This is a genomic window from Pseudokineococcus lusitanus, from assembly GCF_003751265.1.
Lineage (GTDB): Bacteria > Actinomycetota > Actinomycetes > Actinomycetales > Quadrisphaeraceae > Pseudokineococcus > Pseudokineococcus lusitanus.
On sequence record NZ_RJKN01000002.1, the window covers coordinates 384992 to 405077 of the forward strand.

The following is a 20086-nucleotide window of genomic DNA, read 5'->3' on the forward strand; positions in this document are numbered from 1 at the left end:
TGCCACGCTGCGGTGATGGTCGACGTCGACGCCGCCCGCACCTTCGTCCACGGCACCGGGCGGCTGCTCGACCGCCGCCGGCTCGAGCACGAGCTGGACGGCGGTCCGCCCGACGTCGTCCTCGCCGCCCTCGCCGGCTACCGCAACACGGACGGCGGTGTCGGCGCCCTCGAGCCGGACCTGCGCTCCCCCGCGAGCCAGCCGATCCCCGTGCGGTACGCCCTCGACGTCCTCGCCGAGCTGCCGCCGTCGGACGAGGGCCGACGGCTGGCGCTCGGCGCGCTCGGGTGGCTGGCCGCCGTCACCGAGCCGGACGGCGGCGTGCCCTTCGTCCTGCCGACCCACGACGGGCAGCCCGCCGCGCCCTGGCTCGTGCCCGCCCCCGGCTCGTCGCTGCTCGCGACGGCGCAGCTGGTCGCCGGAGCGCACCGGCTCGGCCTCGAGCACCCCTGGCTCGCGGGGGCGGACGCGTACTGCTGGGCGCGGGTGGACGACGTCGACCCGGCCGACGCGTACACGGTCCTCTACGTCGTCGACCTGCTCGACGTCGCGCCGGACCGCGAGCGGGCCGCCGCGGCCCTGGCCCGGCTGCGCGACGGCGTCCGCGCCGCCATGACGCCGGAGGGGGCGCTCCCCGTGCCCGGCGGCGCGGTCGGCGAGGTGCTCGACCCGCTCCTGCTCGCCCCGGCACCGGACCACGCCGGCGCGTCCCTCGTCGACGACGACGTCCTCGACCGCGCCCTCGACCGCCTCGCCGACGCCCAGCACGAGGACGGCGGCTGGGACGTCACCTGGGCCGCCTGGCACCCGACGGCGCACGCGGAGTGGCGCGCCGCCGTCACGGTCGACGCGCTGCGGACGCTGCGCGCGTGGGGGCGCCGCTGAGCAGCCGGGCTCAGCCCGGCTCGTCCGGCAGGGACCTGGCCGCGCTCGCGGCGAGCGACACGAGCCGCTGCGCCGCCTCGTCGCTCTCCTCGTCGCTCCAGCAGTCGTCGCGGTCCGCGGCCACCTCGGCCGTCGGCGGCAGCTCCTGCAGCGCGGACTCGAGCAGGAGTCGCTCGTGCGCGCGGCGTCCGTCGGCGTCGAGGCCGACGCCGTCGCGGGACGCCACGGCTGCCACCTCGCTCGCCCGCGCCGCCACGGCCTCGCCGGCGGCGACCGCGGCGTCCACCTCGGCCCGCGCCCGGTCGCACGCCGCGCGCGCCTCGGACGCCCCGCAGGAGGCGACGGGCGCGAGCAGCACCGCGGCGAGCGCGAGCGCCCGGACGGTCCTCGACGGGGTCGGTGCCACGGCGCTCCTCGGGTCGGCGGGTGCCTCCTCATCGGCACGCCCTCGACCGGCCTGAGCGCTCGACCACCCCGGTCGGGGCGAGGGTCTGCACGAGGTCCGCCGTGCACGGCGGACCTCGTGCAGAGGCTCACCCCGGCAGCGCCGCGACGGCCTCCACCTCGACGAGCTGGTCGTCGTAGCCCAGCACCGTCACGCCGAGGAGCGTGCTCGGCGGCTCGTGCGCGCCGAGGGCCGCCCGGACGGCGTCCCACGCGGTGACGAGGTCGGCCTGCCGGGTGGTCGCCACGAGCACACGCGTGCTGACGACGTCCTCGAGCCCGGCACCGGCCGCCGCGAGCGCGGTGCGCAGCGTGGCGACGCACGCCGTCGCCTGGCCGGCGACGTCGCCGACGGCCACCGTGCTCCCGTCCGGCGCCAGCGGGCAGGAGCCCGCCAGCAGCACCAGCCGCGTCCCGGCGGGCACGACGACGGCGTCGGCGTACTCGCCGCTGTGGTGCGTCCCGGCCGCCCGGACCCACGCGACCCCGCTCACGCGGCCGCCCCGTCGCGTCGGGCCACGACGGCGTAGAGGGGGTCACCGCGGTACGAGCCACCGCGCTCGGGCCCGGGCGGCGTCCGCAGGTGCACGTCCGGCTCCTCGAACCCGCCGGCGCGGCGGACGTACTCGGCCACGAGGGCGCAGCGCCCGTCGTCGTCGAGGGCGAGCCAGCCGTGCACGGCCTTGGTGGGGAAGCAGCGGTTCGAGAAGGTGAGCACGAGCGCGCCGCCGGGCCGCAGCACCCGCGCGGCCTCGGCGAGGACCTCGACGGGCCGCACGAGGTAGTCGACCGACACGCAGCACAGGACGGCGTCGACCGTGCCGTCGTCGAGCGGCAGCCGCGGGTCCACGTTGAGGTCCTGCACGACGCGGCGCGTGGCCACCGGGTTGGCGTCCAGCTCGGCCGCGTTCATCCCGAGCACCACGAGCTCGCCGGGGGCGGTGCGCAGGTGGGACACCCACGACGACATGAGGTCGAGCACCACGCGCGGCCGTCCGTCCGGACGCGGGGCGCTGCCGTCCACGCCCAGCTCGGCGTACAGGTCGCCGACGGCGGCCACCGCGCCCCCGTCGATGTGCGTCACCAGCCGCGGCGCGGCGTAGAAGCGGCCGTCCGGCGACGGGTCGTCGCGGTCGAAGAACCAGGAGGGGAAGGGCTCGGGCGCGGCGGTCACCGCCGCAGCGTCCCCCGCGGACCGCGGCCGGGCGCGCCGGGGCGGCCGGGGCCTCCTGCTAGACAGCGGGGGTGAGCGATGCGAGCACCGAGCCCGTCCGCCCGGGACGCGTGCTCCCGGCCACGGCGTCGCCGCTGCCGTGGCGCGCGTCCGTCGTGCTCGTCGCCGCGGTCGTCGGCGTCACCGCCCTCGTCGGCGGGCTGCTCGTCGCGGTGCTGCTGCTCACCGGCGGGGGCGACCTCGTCCCGACGCTGCTCGCCGTCGGGCTCCCGCTGCACTCGCTCGCCGTCCTCGCGACCGTCCACGTCGTCCTGCGGCGGGCGGGCACCGGGTGGGTCGCGCTGGGGTTCCGCCGACCGACGGCGCGGCTGTGGCACCTGCTGTGGCAGCTGCCGGTGCTGCTGCTCGCGGCCCTCGCCGTCCAGGCGCTCGTCCTGCTGCCGCTCGGGGCCGCCCCGCCGGCGGACGACGCCCTCGCCGACATCGCCGGGGACGTGGGCCCGGGGCTCGTCGTCGCCCTCCTGCTCACCGTCGTCGTGCTCGTGCCGCTGTGGGAGGAGGCCGTCTTCCGCGGCGTCGTGCAGGGCGGGCTCCGACGGCGGTGGCCCCTCGCCGTGGCCGTCCTCGGCAGCGCCGCGCTCTTCGCCGCCGCGCACGGCGTCCCGGTGCTCCTGCCGTACCTGCTGACGGTCGGCCTCGGGCTGGCCGTCCTCCGCGAGGTGCACGGCACCCTGTGGGCGTCGGTGCTCGCCCACGCGGGCAACAACGCCCTGGCGAGCCTCTCGCTGCTCGCCGTCCTGCGGGGCTGACCCCGCCGTCAGCCGAGCGGGACGAGGTCGACGCGCAGGTCCGGCCCCACCCGGGCGACGTCGTCGACCGCCAGGCGGGCGACGGCGTCCATCGACGCCCCCGTCGCCGACGCCACGAGGGCCGCGCTGCCCTGCCCCAGCAGCGCGGGCGCGAGGTAGGCGCGCACCCGGTCGACGAGGCCGGCGTCGACGAAGGCGCCCGCCAGCCGTGGCCCGCCCTCCAGCATGACGGCGCGGACGCCGCGCCCGTGGAGCGCGCCCAGCGCCCCGGCGAGGTCGACGCCCCCGCCGGCCCCGCGGCCGACGTCCGCCGCGGTGAGGACGAGCGTCTCCCCCACCCCGGGCGTCCCCCCGGGCACCGACCCGCGACGCACGGCGGCGCCGGGCGGCGTCCGGCCGTCGGCGTCGAGCACCACCCGCAGCGGTGCACGTCCCGCCAGCGCGGCGTCGGCGACGTCGTCGCCCGTCGGCGGGAGGTCGCGGACGGTGAGGGACGGGTCGTCGGCCAGGACGGTCCCGACGCCGACGACGACGGCGTCCGACCGGGCGCGGAGCAGGTGCGCGTCCGCGCGCGACTCCGGCGAGGTGATCCACCGGCTCGTGCCGTCGGCGGCCGCGCTCCGCCCGTCGAGCGTGGCCGCGAGCTTCCACGTCACGTGCGGGCGCCCGAGCCGCTGCGCGAGCAGCCACGCCTCGTTGACCCGGCGGGCCGCGGCGTCGTCGCCCGCGGGGACGTGGACGACGTCGACCCCCGCGGCCGCGAGGGTGCCGGTGCCGCCGGCTGCCCGGGGCGTGGGGTCGGGCACGGCGACGACGACCCGCGCCACCCCGGCCGCGAGGAGCGCGCGCGAGCAGGGGGGCGTGCGGCCCGTGTGGTCGCAGGGCTCGAGCGTGACGACGGCGGTGCCGCCCCGGGCGCGCTCCCCGGCGGCGCGCAGCGCGACGACCTCGGCGTGCGCGTCGCCGGCCCGCGCGTGCCAGCCCTCGCCGACCACGGCGCCGGCCGCGTCGAGGACGACGCAGCCGACGACGGGGTTGGGGCGGGTGCCGCCGAGCCCGCGCGCGGCGAGGACGACGGCGCGCGCGAGCGCCGCCCGCTCGACCGGTGCGAGGGGCGTCGTCGGCCCGCTCACCCCTTCAGCGCGGCGTCGACGACGCCGCGGGCCTCCTCCAGCACCTGGTCGAGGTGCTGCTCGCCGCGGAAGGACTCGGCGTAGATCTTGTAGACGTCCTCGGTGCCGGAGGGCCGGGCGGCGAACCAGGCGCTCTCCGTCGTCACCTTGAGGCCGCCGACGGCCGCGCCGTTGCCGGGGGCCTCGGTGAGCTTGGCGGTGATGGCCTCGCCGCCGACCTCGGAGGCCGTGACGGCCTCGGGCGAGAGCTTCCCGAGGCGCGCCTTCTCCTCGCGGCCGGCCGGGGCGTCGACGCGCTTGTAGGCCGAGGCGCCGTACCGCTCCACGAGGTCGGCGTGCAGCTCGCTCGGCGAGCGCCCGGTGACGGCGCGGATCTCCGAGGCGAGCAGCGCCAGCAGGATGCCGTCCTTGTCCGTCGTCCAGACGGTGCCGTCCTTGCGGAGGAAGGAGGCGCCGGCGCTCTCCTCGCCCCCGAAGACGACCGACCCGTCGAGCAGGCCGTCGACGAAGAACTTGAAGCCGACGGGCACCTCGAGCAGGCGCCGGCCCGCGCCGTCGACCACCCGGTCGATGAGCGACGACGACACGAGCGTCTTGCCGACGGCCGCCTCCGCGCCCCAGCCCCGGTGCTCGAGCAGGTACGAGATCGCCACCGCGAGGTAGTGGTTGGGGTTCATGAGGCCCGCGTCCGGCGTGACGATGCCGTGGCGGTCCGCGTCGGCGTCGTTGCCGGTGGCGACGTCGTAGCGGTCCTTCTGCTCGATCATCGACGCCATCGCGTTGGGCGAGCTGCAGTCCATGCGGATCTTGCCGTCGCCGTCGAGGGTCATGAAGGCCCACTGCGGGTCGACGGTGTCGTCGACGACGGTGAGGTCGAGGCCGTAGGTCCGCGCGATCTCCCCCCAGTAGGCGACGGCCGCCCCGCCCAGCGGGTGCGCGCCGATGCGCACCCCCGCCTCCTTCACGGCCTCGAGGTCGAGGACCGAGGAGAGGTCGTCGACGTAGTGGCGCAGGAAGTCGTACTCGCCGACGCGGCCGCGGGCCTCGTCGTAGGGGACGCGGCGGACGCCGTCGAGCCCCGCCTCGAGGAGGGCGTTGGCGCGTTCGGCGATCCAGCCCGTGGCGTCCGAGCCCGCGGGCCCGCCGTGCGGCGGGTTGTACTTGAAGCCGCCGTCGCGGGGCGGGTTGTGCGACGGCGTGACGACGATGCCGTCCGCGTCGCCCTCGGTCACCTCGTCGGCAGGCGCCGTCCCGCGGCCGTTGAGGCGCAGGACCGCGTGCGAGAGGGCGGGGGTGGGGGTGTACCCGTCGCGGCTGTCGACGAGGACGTCGACGTCGTTGGCCACGAGGACCTCGAGCGCCGAGCGCCACGCCGGCAGCGAGAGGGCGTGCGTGTCACGCGCGACGAGCAGCGGGCCCGTCGTGCCCTGCTGCGCGCGGTACTCGCAGATGGCCTGGGTGATGGCGAGGATGTGCTGCTCGTTGAAGGCGCCGTCGAGCGAGGACCCCCGGTGGCCGGAGGTGCCGAAGACGACGCGCTGCCCGGGGTCGGACGGGTCCGGGACCCGCTCGGCGTAGGCGGCCAGGAGGGCGTCGACGTCGACGAGGTCCTCCGGCTGGGCGGGCTGGCCGGCACGGGGATGCATGGGGGCATGCAACTGCACCGGGCGGCGGTCGCGCCACCGCTGCGGACGACCGGTCCGGCGGGTGGCGCGGGGTCAGCGGGCCGCGGCCCGCACCTCGTCCGCGTCGTCCGCGAGCCCGCACCGGACGAGGGCCGCCCCGACGACGGAGAGGTCGTCGGTCCCGGCCAGGGCGGCGAGGCCCGCGGCGTCGTGCGGCAGGCCGAGCGCCCGCGCCGGGCCGGTGGCGCGGTCGTCGGCGAAGGGGCGCAGCGCCGGCCAGACCGCCTGCACCTCGCGGCAGAAGATGTCGACGCCGAGCGGGCCGATGCCCGTGAAGCCCTCGACCTCCTCGCGCAGCCGGTCGAGGCCGCCGTCGTCGCCGTCCAGCGCCCGGTCGCGCATCCGGCGCAGGTCGCCGCCGTGCTCGTCCGCGGCCCGCTCCGCGAGCTGCCCGAGCTGCCGCGCCGTCTGCTCCTTGCGCAGGTACCGGGCGTCGGCGAGCACCTGCCAGCGCTCCTCGTCGGACGCCGCCGCGAGCTTGTCGGCCGAGGTCAGCCCCGCCTCGCGCAGCGCCCGCGCCGTCCGGACGCCGAGGTCCGCCTGCAGGTTGGCCGACAGCAGGGACGACAGGACGAGCAGCTCGAAGAGCGGCACCGGGGTGTCCTTCAGCCGGATCCCGGCCTCGTCGGCGTACGTCTGCCCGTGCCGCTCCAGCAGCGCGTCGAGCACGGCCCGGCGGTCGTCGTCCCTCGTCACGCCCCGTTCGTACCCGCGCCCCCGCCCCCCGGCGACCCGGCGCCGTCCACCTCCCGACGGCGGAAGGGCGCCGAAGTGCCCGGTGGCACGCACCCAGGAGGCAGGAAGGCGCCGAAGTGCCCCGACAGAGGCGCCCGGGAGGCAGAAGGGCGCCGAAGTGACCGGGCAGAGGCGCCCGGGAGGCGGAAAGGCGCCGAAGTGCCCGGGCAGAGGCGCCCGGGAGGCAGAAGGGCGCCGAAGTGCCCGGGCAGAGGCGCCCGGGAGGCAGAAGGGCGCCGAAGCGCCCGGCAGGGGGCGCGCCGGCGGTGAGAGGGGCGCCCACGGGACGGCGCGGGGCTCAGGCGCGGTCGCCCGCGAGCACCGCGGCGGCGAGCGCGGCGTGGGTGACGAGGCCGTCGACGAGGCCGCTGCGCAGCGCCGCGCGGACGGCGACGGCGCGGTCGACGCCGACGGCCAGCGCGACGACGTGGTCGGCGCGCCGGAGCTGGTCGGCGGTGACGGCGAGCGTGCGGTCGGCGAGGTCGTCGACGACGCGGCCCTCGGCGTCGAGCAGGACGCCGGTCACCTCGGCGCAGACGCCGGCGCGCCGCAGCGCGTTGCGCTCGTCGAGCGGGAGGGCGTCGAAGACGGTGCTGCGCCCCTCGCTCCACGCGCCGACGGCGACGAGCGCCTTCGTCAGCTCGTCCGCCTGCCGCAGCGCGTCGGCCACCGCGGGGTCGGCCCGCAGCGCCGTCGCCGTCGTCGCGTCGGCGACGAGGAGCGGCGCGTAGAAGAGCGCCGCCCGGCCGCCGCTGCGCCGCGCGAAGCTGCCGACGAGCTCGGGCCCGTTGCGGTCGACGTCGGCGCGCACGAGCGAGCCCGCGAGCTGGACGAAGGTGGCCGCCACCCGTCGTCGCCAGTGCTCGTGGACGACCGACATCGTCCGGCCCCACGCCAGCCCGACGACGTCCCCGTCGGCGACGACGTGCTCCGCCCACTCCGCGGCCAGCCGCCCGACGCGCAGGCGGGCCATCGCCGGGTCGTCGCCCGCGTCCGTCGTCACGACGACGTGCCGCAGCCCGTACCGCTCGCGCAACGCCTGCTCGAGGGCCTCGTCGGTCTCGGCCGGCGCGGCGACGACGGTCCGCACGAGGCCCGCCTCGTGCGCCATGTCGAGCAGCCGCGCCACCTTGAAGCGGGTGATGCCCAGCTCCGCGGCCACCTGCACCTTCGAGGCGCCGTCGAGGTGCACCCGCCGCGCCACCGCCACCGCCAGCGAGAGGCCGCCGGTCGGCCGCCCGGCGCCGCCCGCCGCGCCCTCCGAGGTCGTCGTCATGGGCCGAGGGTGGGGCCGGCCCGCTCATCCTGACAAGAGCGCTCAGGTGAGCGCCCACCCCTTGACCGGCCTCCCGGCGGCCTCCGACGATGGCGGCAGCACCGGCGACCACGCCCGGTGGCGCGGGGGCGCGAGCGCCCCGTGAGGCCCTGCGGGGCACCGAGACCTGAGGAGGCGCCGTGCGCGCTGCGTTCCTGCCCGGCGGCAGCCGGGTCGACCTGCGGGACGTCCCCGAGCCCGCCCCCGGCCACGGCCAGGTGCTCGTGGGGATGCGCGCCTCGACGATCTGCGGCAGCGACCTGCGAGCCATCTACCGCGAGCACCTCGGCGAGGGCCCCGAGGCCTACCAGGGCGTCGTCGGCGGCCACGAGCCCGCCGGCCGGGTCGTCGCGGTGGGCGAGGGCGTCGAGCGCGTCAGCGTCGGCGACCGCGTCGTCGTCTACCACATCAGCGGCTGCGGCCAGTGCGACGAGTGCCGCCGCGGCTACCAGATCTCCTGCACGGCAGCGGGTCGCGCCGCGTACGGCTGGCAGCGCGACGGCGGCCACGCGGACCTGCTCCTCGCCGAGGAGCGGGACCTGCTCGCCCTCCCCGACGAGCTGACCTTCCTCGACGGCGCCGTCGTCGCCTGCGGCTTCGGCACCGCCTACGAGGCGCTGTGCCGCACCGGGGTCTCCGGCCGCGACCGTGCGCTCGTCGTCGGCCTCGGCCCCGTGGGCCTGGCCGCCGGGCTCCTGGCCAAGGCCATGGGCGCCACGACCGTCGTCGGCACCGACCCCAGCGCGGAGCGGCGCGCCCTCGCCCTCGAGCTCGGCGCCGTCGACCACGCCGTCGGCGGCACGGACGAGGAGCTCGACGCCCTGCTCGGCGACGGCGCCGAGGTCTCCGTCGACTGCTCCGGCAACGGCCGCGGCCAGCTGACGGCGCTGCGCCACACCCGCCGCTGGGGCCGCGCCGCCCTGGTCGGCGAGGGCGGGCAGCTGACCGTCGACGTCAGCGAGGTCCTCATCCACCGCCAGCTGACGGTCCACGGCTCCTGGGTCACCTCGACCGTCCGCATGGCCGAGCTCCTGCACAACCTCGTGCGCTGGGACCTGCACCCCGAGCGCCTCGTCACCTCCACGTTCCTCCTCGACGACGCCGCGCAGGCCTACCGGACGGCGGACGCCGGCGCCGGGGGCAAGGTCGGGGTGGTCTGGCCCGACGCGGTCTGAAGGCCCTCGCCGGGCGCGCCGCGGCGGCGGCGGCGCGCCCGGGGTTCCCGGGTGACGGCGTGGCCGTCGTCACCCGTCCGCGGATGCCTCGGGGACGGTTCCCGCCCACCCGGTGCGGCACCATGGGGTGCTCCGCGGCGCCCGACGGACGCCGCCCTACCCGCCGGAAAGGGTCATGACCGCCTCGCGCGATCTCCCCACCGACGCTCCCCAGGAGCCTCGAAGTCCCCGCCCCACCCTCACCACCGCAGGACGTGAGAGGTGAGCGCACTCCTCCTCCTCCTGGCCGGCCTCGTCGCCGTGCTGCTGATCACCGTCGGCACCGCGTACTTCGTGGCCCAGGAGTTCGGCTACATGTCGGTCGACCGGGCCCGCCTGCGGGCGCGCGCCGAGAAGGGCGACCCCGCGGCCACGCGGGCCCTCGACATCACCCGCCGCACCTCGTTCATGCTCTCCGGCGCCCAGCTGGGCATCACCGTGACGGGCCTGCTCGTCGGCTACACCGCCGAGCCGCTCATCGGCGAGGCGGTCTCCCAGATCCTCGGCGTGGCCAGCGTGCCGTCCGGGGTGGGCCTCGCCGTCGGCACGGTGGCCGGCCTCCTGCTGGCGACCTTCGTCCAGATGATCCTCGGCGAGCTGTTCCCCAAGAACTACGCGCTCGCCCGGCCGGAGCAGACCTCGACCGCCCTCGCGGCGTCGACGAAGGTCTACCTCGCCGTCTTCGGGTGGCTCATCAAGGTCTTCGACGCCTCGTCGAACGCGCTCCTGCGCGTCCTGCGCGTCGAGCCGGTGCACGACGTCGACTCCACCGCGACGGCCCGCGACCTCGACCACATCGTCAGCGCCTCGCGGGACAGCGGGGACCTCCCGCGCGAGCTGTCGGTCCTCCTCGACCGCATCCTCGACTTCCCCGACCGCGACGCCGAGCACGCGATGATCCCGCGGCCGCGCACCGACGTCGTGCGGGCGAGCACCTCCGTCGCGGAGCTGCGGGCGCTCATGGCCTCCGGGCACTCGCGCTACCCCGTGGTGGACGACGACGGCCACGTCGTCGGCGTCGCCCACCTCACCGACCTGCTCGGCGCCGACGCCTCGGTGGGCACGGCCGGCGACCTCGCCCAGCCCCCCCACCTCGTGGCGACGAGCACGCCGCTGCCCGTGGCGCTGCGCTCCATGGCCGACGCGCACGCGCAGCTGGCCTGCGTCATCGACGAGCACGGCGGCCTGGCCGGCGTGCTCTCGGTGGAGGACATCGCCGAGGAGGTCGTCGGCGAGCTGACCGACGAGCACGACGACCCCGCGGAGCAGTCCGCCGCCCCGCTGCTCGCCGCGGGCGACGCCTGGGAGGTCTCCGGCCAGGAGCCCCTCGACGAGGTCGAGCGGCTCGTCGGCCACGACTTCCCCGACCACCACGACGCCGAGACCCTCGCCGGCCTCGTCATCCACGCGCACGGGACGCTCCCGGCCGTCGGCGACGTCGTGGAGGTCGAGCTGCCGCCCGACCCGTCGTCGGTGCTGGAGGACGAGCCCGACGCGCCGTGGGTGCTCCGGATGGAGGTCGTCGAGGTCGACCGCCACGTGCCCAGCCGGGTGCGCCTGGAGCTGGCCGGAGGGCCCGCCGACCGACGGGCCGACGACGCGACCGAGGAGGTGGACGCGTGAGCGGTCTCGAGGTCACCGTCTGGACCGCCGTCATCATCACGCTCTCGGCCTTCTTCGTGGCCGTGGAGTTCGCGATGCTCGCGTCCAAGCCCTACCGCCTGGAGGACGCCGCCCCGCGCTCGCGCTCCGCCCGCGCGGCCCTCCGCTCGGCCAACGAGCTCACCGTCGTGCTGGCCGGCTGCCAGCTCGGCATCACCGCTTGCACCCTCGCGCTGGGGGCCATCACCAAGCCGGCGGTGCAGTACTCGCTGGCGCCCCTGCTGGACACGGCGGCGCTGCCCTCGTGGGTGGCGGGCGTCGTCGCCTTCGTGCTGGCGCTCGTGGTCGTGACCTTCCTGCACCTCGTGGTCGGCGAGATGGCGCCGAAGTCGTGGGCCATCGCGCACCCGGAGACCTCGGCGACGCTGCTGGCGCTGCCGATGCGGGGCTTCATGGTCGTCACCCGTCCCGTGCTGCTGCTCATGAACGAGATGGCCAACGCGATGCTGCGCCGCATCGGCGTGGAGCCCGTCAACGAGCGGCACGAGACCTCGACGTCCGACGACCTCCGCCAGCTCGTGGAGCACTCGGCGAACGTGGGCGCCCTCGACGCGACGTACCGGGCGCGCATCACCGGGGCCCTGGACCTCGAGCAGCTCTCGCTCGCCGACCTGCTGCCGGACCGGCCGAGCATCACGGCGGTGCCCGCCGACGCCGTGGCGCGGCAGGTGCGCGAGGTGAGCCGGGCGTCCGGCCACCTGCGCGTGCTCGTCGAGGACGGGGCCGGCGTGCCCCGCCGGGTCGTCCACGTGCGCGACACGCTGCTCCTCGCGGACGACGCCCCCGTGGCCGACCGCGCGGCCGACGTCCTCACGCTCGACCCGGGGACGGCGCTCGGGGCGACGCTCGCCGCGATGCGCCGCACGAGCAACCAGCTCGTGCTCGTGCGGGCCGAGGGCTCCGCGCCCCGCGGCGTGGTGACCGTCAACGACATCATCGGGCGGCTCTTCCCCGAGACGGTCCGGACGCCGGAGCCGGCGTCGGTCGGCGCGGTGCGCCCGCCGTCGCGACGGGCCCTCGGCACCGCGGTGGCCGAGTCCCGCCGCGCCACGCAGGGCGGCGGCGCCGGGGGGCGCTGACCCGGGAGGACCGGTCGACCGACGTCCCGCCGACGACGGGGCGGCCGGCCGGGACGGGCCTGCTGGTCGCCCCGCTTGGGCGACCGGCAGGCCCTCGGCTCACCGACCGGGGACGGTGACGGCCTGGGACGTGCGGGAGAAGATGTTGTGCGTCTCCCAGGTCGTCACCCGGTACGTCGCGGCGTACCGGTTGGTGAAGGTGTGGTCGACGATGCCGGTACGGGGGACGGTGACCGAGCGCAGGTACTGCCAGGTGCGGCCGTCCTTGCCGAGGATCTCGATCGTCGCCCTGCGGTCGCGCAGCGGCTGGTAGGAGTACTTCGAGGCGTCGTAGTACGAGGCCTGCACCCGCAGGGTGACGTCGTCGCCGGAACGGCTGCCGCGCAGGCTCGCCCGAGCGCCGTACTTGACGACCACCTCGACGGGCCGGACCTGGACGTCCCCGGTGCCGGCGCCCGCGACGAAGCGGTACGTGCCGTAGGGGTACTCGTCGGAGAAGAACCACACGTCCTGCGCCTGACCCGGTCGGTAGAAGAAGGAGTACCCGGCTCCCTCCGGCCCCTCGACGTCGATGACGACGTCCGCGGTGCGGTCGCAGTCGTCGAGCAGGGTGACGGGCACGTCCTTGGCGGGCGCGTCGATCGACACCTTGTAGCCGGGGACGTACGCCTGGACGGCGCAGACGTCGTCCGGCGTCGTCGTGGCCGACGCCGGCGCGACGACGAGCCCCCCGAGTGCGACCGCTCCCGCCAGGACGCCGGCCACGCGACGTCCGACCTGCTTGGTGCCCATCTCTCGATCTCCTCCCGTCGACGCCACGGCGGCGCCGTCGGGCGCAGTCAAGTGGCGCGGGCGGGCACCGGTGCGGGTTCGGCGACGCCGTGGCCCGACCGTGACGGGTCGTGGCCGAACCGTTGTCGGGCAGGCGTGACCGCCTCCCTCAGGCGCCGTCGACCGTCACGACGAGGACGGCCGGCCGCGCGTCCGGCCAGGCCAGCGCGGCGGCGACGGGCCCGCCGTCCGCGGGCACGGGGGGCGGGTCGCCGAGCGTCCCGCGCCCGACGACGGGCAGGCCGAGGCGGCAGCCCGGGGGCAGGTGGCCCTTGACGGCGCCGGCGACGACGTTGGCGAGCTCGCCGACGACGTCGTGGACGTCCTCCGGCGTGACCTCGTCGTCCGGGCCCAGGGCGAGCATCGCCCGCGCCCAGCGGACGGCGGCCACCTCGTCCGCGGCCACGACGACGCGGCCGCGCCACGGGCCGTCGACGTCGACCTGCCCGAGGTGCAGCGGCACCGCCGGGTCGGCCGGCCAGGGGGCCGGGTCGAGGTCGACCGTCCCGCCGGGGCCGCCGTCGCCCGGGTCCAGCGAGCCCCACAGCGCGGCGAGGACGTGGCACAGGTCCGCCGGCCGCGGGCGCGGCGCGGGCGGGTCGAGCGGTCCGGGGGCGCCGGCCGGGACGGCGCTCACGCGGCCGCCCCCGGCGAGGCGGTCCGGGCGACGTCGAGCAGGAGCAGCAGCCGCCCGGGCAGCTGGACGGCGCCCCGCGCCAGCTCCGCGAGCGGGTGCGGCAGGACGTCGGCGACGGGCTCGACGTCCGCGTCCTCGACGTGGACGACGTCGCGGACCCCGTCGGCGCGCAGCGCGACCCGCTCGTCGCCGACCCGCACGACGACGTCCGTCGCCCGCCCCGCGGGGACGCCCGGCGCGAGGCCGAGCCGCCGGCGCAGGTCGAGGGTCGTGACGACCTGCCCGCGCAGGTGCAGGAGCCCCACGACCTCGGGCGGGGCCAGCGGCACCCGGGTGAGCGGCTGCTCGGCGAGCACCTCGCGCACCTGGAGGACGTCCAGGCCCACGAGGTCCTCCCCCACCTCGACGACGACGTACGACGTGCCGCTCATGCGGGACCTCCCGGGGCGGTGGTGGTGGCGGGGGCGGACGGCGCGGGCCGCGGGCGGGGCACCTCGACGCCGGGGACCGGCGGACGGGCCGTGGCCGCGAGCACGGCGGCCGCGTCGAGGACGCCGACGAGCCGGCCGCCCACCTCGGCGACGCCGACGAGGCCGCCGTCCGTCGCGGGGCGCACCTCCTCGGCGGGCACCTCGACGACGTCGAGGACGCTGCCGACGACGAGCCCCACCGGGTCGCCGTCCGGGGCGTCGAGGACGACGAGGGGGACGGCGGGGCGGCCCGACGCGGAGCCGGGACGCCGCGGGGCCCGCGCCTCGCCCGCCGCGCGGGCCAGGTGGTCCGCGAGGTCGACGACGGTGAGCACCTCGCCGCGGCGCCGCGCGGCCCACCGGGTCCCGAGCCGCTCGAGCGCGCGGTCGGCGACCTCGTCGAGCCGGGCGACGGCGGGCAGGGGGATGCCGACGCGGTGCCGGCCGACGTCGACGAGCAGGAGCGGCACGCGGACGACGGGCGCGGCCTCGGGCGCCTCCAGCGCGGGCCGGTCGCCCTCGCGGGTCGAGCGGGCGAGCGAGGGCACGTCGAGGATGAGGGCCAGGCCGCCGTCGCCGAGGATCGTCGCGCCGGCGTAGGCGGGCACCGCCCGCAGGTGGCGCCCGAGCGGCTTGACGACGATCTCCTGCGAGGCGTGGACGGCGTCGACGACGAGGCCGAAGCGCCGGCCCGCGGTCTCGAGCACGGCGACGACCGCTCCCTCGCCGGGCGCCGCCGGCGGCAGCCCGAGCTCGGCGCGCAGGCGCACGAGCGGGAGCAGCCGGCCGCGCAGGCGCATGACCTCGACCCCGCCGACGCGCTCCGCCGTGCCGCTCACGGCGCCGGCGACGACGCCGCCCGGCGCGGTCCTGCCGGGCGTCAGCGCGACGAGCTCGCGCAGCGCCCCCTGCGGCAGGGCGTACCGGTCGCCGGCGCAGCCCACGAGCAGCGCGGGGACGATGGCGAGGGTCAGCGGCACGCGCAGGCGCGTCGTCGTCCCGCGGCCGGGCACGGAGTCGAGCTCGACGGAGCCGCCGATGCGCTCGACGTTGGTGCGGACGACGTCCATGCCGACACCGCGCCCCGAGACCGCGGTGACCTCGGTCGCCGTCGAGAAGCCGGGCGTGAAGACGAGCGCCAGCAGCTCGCCGGTCGACATGCGCCGCAGCGTCGCCTCGTCCGCGACGCCGCGCTCGTACGCCCGGGCGGCGATGGTGGCCGGGTCCATGCCGCGGCCGTCGTCGACGACCTCGACGACGACCTGCCCGCTCTCGTGGCGGGCCCGCAGCGTCAGCGTGCCGGTCGGGTGCTTGCCCGCCGCGCGGCGGCCCTCGGGCGCCTCGAGCCCGTGGTCCACGGCGTTGCGGACGAGGTGGAGCAGCGGGTCCTTGACCGCCTCGAGGAGGCTCCGGTCGAGCTCGGTGCCGCCGCCCTCGGTGACGAGGCGCACCTGGCGCCCGAGCTGGTGGCCCAGGTCGCGGACGACACGGGGCAGCGAGGCCCAGGCGTGCTCCATCGGCTGCATGCGCGTCTGCATGACGCTGCGCTGCAACGACCCGGCGACGACGTCGAGCCGGTGGGCGGCGCGCACCACCTCCGCGTCGCCGCTGCGGGCGGCGCGCTCGACGACCTGGTTGCGGGTGAGGACCAGCTCTCCGACGAGCGCGACGAGCTCCTCGAGCACCTCGACGTCGACCCGCACGGACTGCTCCGCCCCGCGGACGTCGGCGGTCGCGGGTGCCGGGGCGGCCGGCGGGCGGGGCGCGGGGACGGGAGCCGGGGCGGGCCCGGGTCCGGCGGCCCGGACCGGCTGCGCCGCAGCCGGTGCCGCAGACGCCTCCTCCGCGCCGGCCGCGGCGCACGCGGCCACCTCGGCGAGCAGGCCGGCGGTGTCCGCCCCGGCGTCCGAGCCGGTGGCGGCGACGACGGCCAGGACGGCGCGGAGCCCGTCGACGAGGTGCAGGAGGACGTCGGTCGTGGCCGGCTCGAGCACGCGGGCGCCGTCGCGCAGCGGCACGAGCAGCGTCTCCCCGGCGTGCGCCAGCTCCTCCAGGCGCGGCAGGTCGAGGAAGCCGCACGTGCCCTTGACGGTGTGGACGGTGCGGAAGACGGCGGCGAGCAGGGCGGGCGCGCGCGACGACGTCGGGTCGGCCTCGAGCGCCACGAGGGCGCGGTCGACGTCGACGAGCCCCTCCTCGGTCTCGAGGAGGAAGTCGCGGACGAGCTCGTCGAGCCCGTCGTCCGCCTCCCCGGTGCCCCCCGGTCCCCCGCCCACGCGCTCAGCCCTCGACGAGGAGCAGCGACAGGCCGCCGCGGCCGTAGCCGGCGACGTCGAGGACGAGGTCGAGGCGGCCGCCCGGGCGGCGCAGCGCGTCGGCCACGTCGGCCGGGCACTCCTCGCCGCTGCCGTGGACCTCCGCGAGACGGCCGTGCGAGCGCCGGCCGTCGGCGTCGACGAGGACGGCGACGAGCGGCGCGAGGACGTTGCAGAGCTCGGCGACGTTCTCGGCGAGGGCGGGCGGCAGGACGCCGTCCTCGACGGCCGCCTCGGCGCCCCCGCGCGGCACGAGCCCGAGGGCGGCGCCGAGCAGGGCCGAGGCGGTGAGGTCGAGCGCGAGGACGCCCACGGGCGTGCGCCCGCGGCGGTAGACGGCCACCGTGCCGGCCGGGTCGTCGCCCGTCACGGCGGTCCCGGGAGCGGTGACGACGGTGCGCCCGAGAAGCCCCTCGAGGACGCCGCGGACGTCGGCGGGGGCGGGCAGCTCCGGGGGCAGCGGCGCGGTGGTCACCGGGCGCCCTGCAGGACGCCCTCGACGGCCTCGCGCAGCGCCTCGGGGGTGAAGGGCTTGGTGACGACGAAGGCGGCCCCGGCGGCGGTGGCGCGCTGGTGCACGTCGGCGGCGGCCTCGGAGGTGACGAAGCCGAGCGGCGTCGTCGTCCCCCCGGCCCGCAGGGAGGCCAGCACCTCGATGCCGGTGAGGCCGGGCATGTTCCAGTCGCAGAGCACGAGGTCGGGGGCGTGCTCGGCGACGGCGTCGAGGGCGGCGTGGCCGTCGGCGGCCTCCACCGTCTCCAGCTGCCCGAGCCCGGCCTGCCGCAGCGCCCGGACGACGATCTGCCGCATCACCCTGCTGTCGTCGACCACCAGCACGCGCATGACCCGCTCCCGCCTCGTCGCCGCCGGCACCCGCGCCGACGGCCCTCGCGGGCGCCCGACGCGCCCCGCGTCCCTCCATCGGCAGGCACGGCCCCGCGCTCAAGGGGTCGGGCGGCCCGGCCTCCGACGGGTGCGGGACGCCGGGCGGGGCCACGATCGGGGCGTGGACCAGCCGCAGCGCGACCGCCCGCCCGCCCGCACCGGACGCCCCCTCGGGGCCGTCACGGCACTCCTCGACCGGGCGGTGGCCTGGTACCAGCGGCGGCTCTCCCCGCAGAAGGGGTACTCCTGCGCGCACCGGGTCGCGCACGGCGGCGACTCCTGCTCGCAGGCCGTCCGGCGCTCGCTGCTCGACCGGGGCCCGGTCGGGGCCGTGCTGCCGAGCCTCGGGCACCTGCTCGCCTGCTACCGCGCGGTCGCGCTGCTCACGCCGCACCAGCGGGTCCAGGGGGTGTGCTGCTGCGCGGGCATCCCCATCCCCTTCGCCTTCGGGCGCCGTCGCGGGTGACGTCCGCGCCGCGGGCCCGCCGAGGCCGTCGGGGCGACGTCAGGTGACGGCGACGAGCGAGCGCGCGGTGAGGGTGGCGGCGGCCATGGCCGCGAGGTGGGCGGCGACGACCTGCGCCGCGCCGGGACCGTGCGCGCCGTCGGCGACCTCCACGCCGCCGGGCGTCAGGTCGCCCTCCAGCTCGCGGACGGCGCTGAGCACCCGCCCCGCGCGGCCGGTGCCGCGCAGGAGCGCCTCGGCGACGACCTCGCCGACCCGGACGTCGCGCACGAGGTGCTCGACCGGGGTGCCGGTGACGTCGGCCACGGCCGACAGCAGGCCGGCGGTGTACAGCTCGTCCTCGCAGGACGGGTCCGGCGCGAGGAGCTCGCAGGCGCGGGCCCGGGTGAGGACGCGGACGAGGTCGTCGGCCGAGCGGGCCCCCGACGTCCCGACGAGCGCGAGGACGACCCACGACGTCAGCACGCGCGGCCCGAGCAGGACGAGCGCCTGGCCGACCGAGCGCACGGGCGCCCGGGTGCCGGAGCCCGCCGAGCCGGCCCAGCGCAGGACCCGGAGGCCGAGCGCGGGGTCCTCCCGGACGAGCGCCTCGACCTCCTTCGGCGAGGCGTCGCCCTTGCCGAGCAGCGCGAGCAGGCGGGCGCAGACGACCTGCGACGGGGAGAGCGCGACGCCGCTCACCGTCAGCGGGCGGTCGAAGAAGTACCCCTGGAACCACGTGTAGCCGGCGGCCGCGCACTCGGCGACGTCGTCGGCCGTCTCGACCCGCTCGGCGAGCAGGCGGACGCCGGGCGAGGCCTCCCAGCAGAGCGAGGCGACCTCGGCGGCCGTGCGTCCCGCGGCGCGGGTGGCCTCGAGGTCGACCTTGACGACGTCGACGAGCGGGACGAGCGCGAGCCGCTCGGCGTCGCCGACGTAGTCGTCGAGCGCGAGGAGGTAGCCCTCGGCGCGCAGGCGCGCCAGGCCCTCGACGAGCGCCGCGTCGACGGGCACGTCCTCGAGCACCTCGAGGACGACGCCGTCCGGCCCCAGCGGCAGCGGCACGTCGCCGACGAGGAAGGAGCGCGTGAGGTTGACGAAGAGGAGGCCGCCCTCGCCGAGGGTGCCGGGGGTGAAGCCGCCGAAGGCCTCGGAGATGACGACGGAGGTGGCCCGGTCCGCGGCGGCCGCGTCCCAGCCCGCGCTGCCGGGGGCGGCGCCGTCGCCGCGGAAGAGCAGCTCGAACCCGACGCGGCGTCCGTCGGCCTCGACGACCGACTGGCGCGCGAGCGGCAGCCGCGTCCCAGGCATCACGGCGGCTCCTCCTCCTCGGCGTGCGGGGCCCGGACGGCCGCGACGGGTGCTCCATCGGCAGGCGTGCGCCCGGGGACGAGCGCAGCGTGGGGCTGTCCCCCGTCTGCCGCACCCCGGGGCCGCCCGGTGGACCCCGCGCTCTCCCGCGCCGTCCCGGCCGCCGCGTGCCAGGGTGCTGGCGTGCCCGAGCTGCCCGAGGTGGAGGCGCTCGCGGGGTTCCTCCGCGAGCGCGTGGTCGGCCGCGTCGTCGCGGGCGTGGAGCTCGCGAGCATCACCGTGCTCAAGACCTTCGACCCGCCCGTCACGGCGCTCGCCGGCCTCGAGGTCCGCGCCGCCGACCGCCACGGCAAGTGGCTCGACCTCGACGTCGACGGGCTGCACCTCGTGTGGCACCTGTCCCGGGCGGGCTGGCTGCGCTGGTACGACGTCGTGCCGGAGCGCCCGGCCCGGCCGGGCAAGGGGCCGATCGCCCTCCGCGTGCGGCTCGACGACGGCAGCGGCTTCGACCTCACCGAGGCCGGGACGCGGAAACGGCTGGCGGTCCACGTCGTCCGCGACCCCGCGGAGATCCCGCAGGTCGCCTCGCTGGGCCCCGACCCGCTCGACCCGTCCTTCGACCGCGACGCCCTCGAGCGGCTGCTCGCGGGATCGCGCCAGCAGGTCAAGGGGCTGCTGCGCGACCAGCACCTGCTCGCGGGCGTGGGCAACGCCTACAGCGACGAGGTGCTCCACGCGGCGCGGCTGTCCCCCTTCGCCGTCGCCGGGCGGCTCACCGAGGGGCAGGTCGACCGGCTCGACGCCGCGCTGCACGGCGTGCTCGAGGCCGCCGTCGCGGACGCCCGCGGGCGGCCCGCCGCCGAGCTCAAGGACGCGAAGCGGGCGGGCATGCGCGTCCACGGCCGCACGGGCGAGACGTGCGGCGTGTGCGGCGACGTCGTCCGCGAGGTGTCCTTCGCCGACCGCTCGTTGCAGTACTGCCCGACGTGCCAGACGGGCGGCAAGGAGCTCGCCGACCGGCGGATGTCGCGGCTGCTGCGCTGACGCGCCCGCCGGG

21 protein-coding genes are annotated in these 20086 nt (G+C 77.8%); 7 read left to right on the forward strand and 14 right to left on the reverse strand.

Annotated features, from left to right (window positions below; all coding sequences use genetic code 11):
* The first annotated feature begins 15 nt into the window (after positions 1-15).
* Positions 16-885: a hypothetical protein gene (locus EDC03_RS04975; protein WP_123379085.1), complete on the forward strand. Its 870-nt coding sequence runs from the start codon at positions 16-18 to the stop codon at positions 883-885.
* 10 nt (positions 886-895) lie between these two features.
* Here EDC03_RS04975 and EDC03_RS04980 read toward each other — a convergent pair whose 3' ends face one another.
* The 3 genes from EDC03_RS04980 to EDC03_RS04990 all read right to left on the reverse strand — a co-directional run bounded on the left by EDC03_RS04980 (position 896) and on the right by EDC03_RS04990 (position 2503).
* Positions 896-1291, reverse strand: a complete 396-nt coding sequence (locus EDC03_RS04980) for a hypothetical protein (RefSeq protein ID WP_123379086.1) — start codon at positions 1289-1291, stop codon at positions 896-898.
* A gap of 127 nt (positions 1292-1418) precedes the next feature.
* Complete coding sequence (locus tag EDC03_RS04985; RefSeq protein WP_123379087.1) at positions 1419-1823, reverse strand: RidA family protein; 405 nt, start codon at positions 1821-1823, stop codon at positions 1419-1421.
* A complete protein-coding gene (locus EDC03_RS04990) occupies positions 1820-2503 on the reverse strand; it encodes a class I SAM-dependent methyltransferase (RefSeq protein WP_123379088.1) in 684 nt (227 codons plus the stop codon). Before EDC03_RS04990 ends, EDC03_RS04985 begins: the two co-directional genes overlap by 4 nt.
* A 71-nt stretch (positions 2504-2574) precedes the next feature.
* Here EDC03_RS04990 and EDC03_RS04995 point away from each other — a divergent pair, with 71 nt between their 5' ends.
* On the forward strand, positions 2575-3312 hold the full coding sequence (locus EDC03_RS04995) for a CPBP family intramembrane glutamic endopeptidase (protein ID WP_148058011.1): 738 nt from the start codon (positions 2575-2577) through the stop codon (positions 3310-3312).
* An 8-nt stretch (positions 3313-3320) separates the two neighbouring features.
* Here EDC03_RS04995 and ribD read toward each other — a convergent pair whose 3' ends face one another.
* The 4 genes from ribD to EDC03_RS05015 form a co-directional block, all read right to left on the reverse strand.
* Positions 3321-4445: a bifunctional diaminohydroxyphosphoribosylaminopyrimidine deaminase/5-amino-6-(5-phosphoribosylamino)uracil reductase RibD gene (ribD, locus tag EDC03_RS05000; protein WP_123379090.1), complete on the reverse strand. Its 1125-nt coding sequence runs from the start codon at positions 4443-4445 to the stop codon at positions 3321-3323.
* Complete coding sequence (gene pgm, locus EDC03_RS05005) at positions 4442-6091, reverse strand: phosphoglucomutase (alpha-D-glucose-1,6-bisphosphate-dependent) (protein WP_123379091.1); 1650 nt, start codon at positions 6089-6091, stop codon at positions 4442-4444. The genes ribD and pgm overlap by 4 nt, the downstream gene beginning before the upstream one ends.
* A 72-nt stretch (positions 6092-6163) precedes the next feature.
* Entirely contained in the window at positions 6164-6826 is a 663-nt protein-coding gene (locus tag EDC03_RS05010) for an endonuclease (RefSeq protein ID WP_123379092.1), read from the reverse strand.
* 337 nt (positions 6827-7163) lie between these two features.
* On the reverse strand, positions 7164-8141 hold the full coding sequence (locus EDC03_RS05015; protein ID WP_123379093.1) for a sugar-binding transcriptional regulator: 978 nt from the start codon (positions 8139-8141) through the stop codon (positions 7164-7166).
* 179 nt (positions 8142-8320) lie between these two features.
* Here EDC03_RS05015 and EDC03_RS05020 point away from each other — a divergent pair, with 179 nt between their 5' ends.
* The 3 genes from EDC03_RS05020 to EDC03_RS05030 all read left to right on the forward strand — a co-directional run bounded on the left by EDC03_RS05020 (position 8321) and on the right by EDC03_RS05030 (position 12135).
* Positions 8321-9355 (forward strand): zinc-dependent alcohol dehydrogenase family protein, encoded by a 1035-nt coding sequence (locus EDC03_RS05020; protein WP_123379094.1) that lies wholly within the window; start codon positions 8321-8323, stop codon positions 9353-9355.
* Between the two features lie 261 nt (positions 9356-9616).
* Entirely contained in the window at positions 9617-11017 is a 1401-nt protein-coding gene (locus tag EDC03_RS05025; protein WP_123379095.1) for a hemolysin family protein, read from the forward strand.
* Positions 11014-12135, forward strand: a complete 1122-nt coding sequence (locus tag EDC03_RS05030) for a CNNM domain-containing protein (protein ID WP_123379096.1) — start codon at positions 11014-11016, stop codon at positions 12133-12135. The genes EDC03_RS05025 and EDC03_RS05030 overlap by 4 nt, the downstream gene beginning before the upstream one ends.
* Positions 12136-12234: 99 nt before the next feature.
* Here EDC03_RS05030 and EDC03_RS05035 read toward each other — a convergent pair whose 3' ends face one another.
* From EDC03_RS05035 to EDC03_RS05060, 6 genes are all read right to left on the reverse strand, one after another.
* Complete coding sequence (locus EDC03_RS05035) at positions 12235-12927, reverse strand: hypothetical protein (protein ID WP_123379097.1); 693 nt, start codon at positions 12925-12927, stop codon at positions 12235-12237.
* Positions 12928-13075: 148 nt separating this feature from the next.
* On the reverse strand, positions 13076-13603 hold the full coding sequence (locus EDC03_RS05040) for a chemotaxis protein CheX (RefSeq protein WP_123379098.1): 528 nt from the start codon (positions 13601-13603) through the stop codon (positions 13076-13078).
* The gene (locus tag EDC03_RS05045) at positions 13600-14034 is read right to left on the reverse strand and encodes a chemotaxis protein CheW (protein ID WP_123379099.1); all 435 of its coding nucleotides are present in this window, start codon (positions 14032-14034) and stop codon (positions 13600-13602) included. The genes EDC03_RS05040 and EDC03_RS05045 overlap by 4 nt, the downstream gene beginning before the upstream one ends.
* Positions 14031-16349, reverse strand: a complete 2319-nt coding sequence (locus tag EDC03_RS05050; protein ID WP_123379100.1) for a chemotaxis protein CheW — start codon at positions 16347-16349, stop codon at positions 14031-14033. Before EDC03_RS05050 ends, EDC03_RS05045 begins: the two co-directional genes overlap by 4 nt.
* Positions 16350-16353: 4 nt before the next feature.
* Positions 16354-16863 (reverse strand): hypothetical protein, encoded by a 510-nt coding sequence (locus tag EDC03_RS05055; RefSeq protein ID WP_123379101.1) that lies wholly within the window; start codon positions 16861-16863, stop codon positions 16354-16356.
* Positions 16860-17231: a response regulator gene (locus EDC03_RS05060; RefSeq protein ID WP_123379102.1), complete on the reverse strand. Its 372-nt coding sequence runs from the start codon at positions 17229-17231 to the stop codon at positions 16860-16862. Before EDC03_RS05060 ends, EDC03_RS05055 begins: the two co-directional genes overlap by 4 nt.
* A gap of 163 nt (positions 17232-17394) precedes the next feature.
* Here EDC03_RS05060 and yidD point away from each other — a divergent pair, with 163 nt between their 5' ends.
* Positions 17395-17739 carry a membrane protein insertion efficiency factor YidD gene (yidD, locus tag EDC03_RS05065; RefSeq protein ID WP_241967036.1) on the forward strand — a complete coding sequence of 115 codons (345 nt, stop codon included), beginning with the start codon at positions 17395-17397 and terminating at the stop codon, positions 17737-17739.
* A gap of 39 nt (positions 17740-17778) precedes the next feature.
* Here yidD and EDC03_RS05070 read toward each other — a convergent pair whose 3' ends face one another.
* Positions 17779-19029 (reverse strand): EAL and HDOD domain-containing protein, encoded by a 1251-nt coding sequence (locus EDC03_RS05070; protein ID WP_241967051.1) that lies wholly within the window; start codon positions 19027-19029, stop codon positions 17779-17781.
* 183 nt (positions 19030-19212) lie between these two features.
* Between EDC03_RS05070 and EDC03_RS05075 the strand changes: the two genes are divergently transcribed.
* Positions 19213-20073 (forward strand): Fpg/Nei family DNA glycosylase, encoded by an 861-nt coding sequence (locus EDC03_RS05075; protein ID WP_123379303.1) that lies wholly within the window; start codon positions 19213-19215, stop codon positions 20071-20073.
* Positions 20074-20086 lie beyond the last annotated feature (13 nt).

Excerpts from the sequence above, each read along its gene's own strand:
- EDC03_RS04975 (WP_123379085.1), top strand. The coding sequence starts at position 16 with ATGGTCGACGTCGACGCCGCCCGCACCTTCGTCCACGGCACCGGGCGG.
- pgm (WP_123379091.1), bottom strand. The coding sequence starts at position 6,091 with ATGCATCCCCGTGCCGGCCAGCCCGCCCAGCCGGAGGACCTCGTCGAC.
- EDC03_RS05015 (WP_123379093.1), bottom strand. The coding sequence starts at position 8,141 with ATGACGACGACCTCGGAGGGCGCGGCGGGCGGCGCCGGGCGGCCGACC.
- EDC03_RS05035 (WP_123379097.1), bottom strand. The coding sequence starts at position 12,927 with ATGGGCACCAAGCAGGTCGGACGTCGCGTGGCCGGCGTCCTGGCGGGA.
- EDC03_RS05045 (WP_123379099.1), bottom strand. The coding sequence starts at position 14,034 with ATGAGCGGCACGTCGTACGTCGTCGTCGAGGTGGGGGAGGACCTCGTG.
- EDC03_RS05060 (WP_123379102.1), bottom strand. The coding sequence starts at position 17,231 with ATGCGCGTGCTGGTGGTCGACGACAGCAGGGTGATGCGGCAGATCGTC.
- EDC03_RS05070 (WP_241967051.1), bottom strand. The coding sequence starts at position 19,029 with ATGCCTGGGACGCGGCTGCCGCTCGCGCGCCAGTCGGTCGTCGAGGCC.